Source organism: Caulobacter sp. P1_B12_2 (genome assembly GCF_056406675.1).
Genome location: NZ_JBFTZS010000625.1, coordinates 1 through 2045, shown reverse-complemented (window position 1 = coordinate 2045; position 2045 = coordinate 1). Strand labels below are relative to the sequence as shown.

Annotated in this window: 2 protein-coding genes; both read right to left on the bottom strand. The window is 65.3% G+C overall.

Features of this window, described 5'->3' with window-relative positions; translation table 11 throughout:
- Positions 1-203, bottom strand: a 203-nt coding sequence (locus AC1DZ6_RS24175) for an ArsR/SmtB family transcription factor (protein ID WP_477099646.1), incomplete at its 3' end; no start/stop codon positions are given.
- A 167-nt stretch (positions 204-370) separates the two neighbouring features.
- On the bottom strand, positions 371-2045 hold a 1675-nt coding region (locus tag AC1DZ6_RS24170; RefSeq protein ID WP_477099645.1), incomplete at its 5' end, for a TonB-dependent receptor domain-containing protein.

The following is a 2045-nucleotide window of genomic DNA, read 5'->3' as shown; positions in this document are numbered from 1 at the left end:
CGTCCGACCTTCTCCGAGCGGATCAGGCCGCTGCCCTCCAGCAACTGCAGATGCTGCATCACCGAGGGCAGGGACATGGCCAGCGGTAGGGCCAGTTCGCTGACCGAGGCCGGGCCGGCGCAGAGCCGCTCGACGATGCTCCGCCGGCTGGGATCGGCCAGCGCCTGGAACATCAGGTCGAGCGAGGGTTGTTGGTTAGTCATGTGCCTAAGTATCGTCGTGGCGCATCGTGCGTCAAGAGATAGTTTGGCGATTGCCTAAGTGTTGTGTCCCGCCCAACGAAAAACGCCCCGGACACGAGGTCCGGGGCGTTCGACGCGAGCGTGGCTCGCCGACCAAAAGGGGAGGATCGGCGGCGAGCCGCTCAGCCTCAGAACCGCGTCGAAAGGGTCACGAACCCTTGGCGAGGCGGGATCGGGAAGGTCGAGTAGCTGCCGGCCGGCTGTGAGACGGTGACGTTCAGGTCGCCCTTCTCCTGGCCCAGGTTGGTGATGTTGGCGCTGAGCTTGAGGTCCTTGATCGGCCAGCTGGCCGGGGTCTGGAAGGCGTAGCTGACCTGCAGGCTGAGCAGCATGTAGCTGTCGACCTTCAGATCGTTGGTGTAGGTGGCGAACCGCTCGCCGACGAAGTCGCCGATCAGTTGGGCCTCGAACGCGCCGAAGTTGGCGCTGGCCACGAACTTGTTCATCCATTCGGGGCTGCCGGGCACCTTCTTGCCGGCGATGCGCACGATCGTCGGGGTGACCACGCCGCCGACCGTGGTCGAGCCGCTGGTGTAGTCGTCCTGATAGACCGAGCGGTTGTAGGAGACCGCGTCGTAGAACGAGAAGTGGTCGCCCAGCTCCAGGGTCAGGGCCAGGTCGACGCCGTCGGTCTTCACCGCGCCCACGTTCTGGACGATGGCCGCGCCGCCGACGATCGAGATCGCCGCCGCGGACGGGGCCACGCCCAGCAGGCGGTTGCTGAAGTCGGTGTGGTAGACGCTCAGCTGGCCGTCGACGCCGGTGATCGGGCCGAGGGCCACGTCGCGCTTGCCGCGCACGCCGGCCTCGTAGGTCCAGGCCGTTTCCGGCTCGGCGTTCTTCTTGAAGATGTCGAAGGCCGCTTGGCTGCCCAGGCTGAACGGCGACAGGCCGCCGCCGCCATAGGTCTGGAAGTGGCGCAGGTTCTTCTGGACGTTGACGAAGGCCTCGACGCCGCCGTCCAGGGTCCACACCGCGCCGAGCTGCGGCAGGAACCACTCCTTGGTCTTGATGTTGCCCACCGGAAGGCCGGTCGAGTTGACCAGCGAACCGACGATCGGCTGCACCGGCACCGCGCCCGTGGCGTCCTGCACGCTGCTCTTGAAGCCGCCCTGCAGCACCAGGTTCTCGCGGATGCGCCACTGATCCTGGACGTAGAACTGGTAGACCTTGTTGTCGATTTCGCTGCCGTATTGGGTGATCAGCCAGCCAGTCGGCACGTCGTAGGGCGAGGTCGGGTGGTTGACGTCGAACGGGTACCAGCGGCGATAGGCCGACGACTTGTTGTGCTCGTACCAGAAGCCGGCCTCGATCTGGTGGTCGCCGACCGTGGCCTTCAGGGTCGAGATGCCGCCCAGGCGGTCGATCTGGTACTCGGTGGTGCGGGTCGCGTAGCCCGAATTGCCGAACACCTGCTTCAGGTTCTGGTTCGGGAAGTAGAAGTTGAACAGGGCCGGCAGACCCGCCACGCGGATCGGGCCGGCTACGATGCCGCGGCCGTGGTCGTCATGGTAATAGACCTGGTTCGACCAGGTGACGTTCTCGCTCAGCTTGGCGTCGTACTGCAGGTAGCTCAGATAGTCGGTGCGCTGGGCGGCGCTGAAGTAGTTGCGGTAGTTCTCGCCTTCCGACACGGGGTAGTTGCCGGCGGCGTCCAGATAGTCCAGCGCGGCATGGAAGTCCGGATAGAAGAACGGCCGCGTATAGGGCTGGTAGCTGTCATAGGGCTTGCCCGCGCGGCTGGGGAAGTAGCGGGTGGTGCCGTCCTCGTTCGGCTCGGTCTTGTCCGAATAGGACAGATAG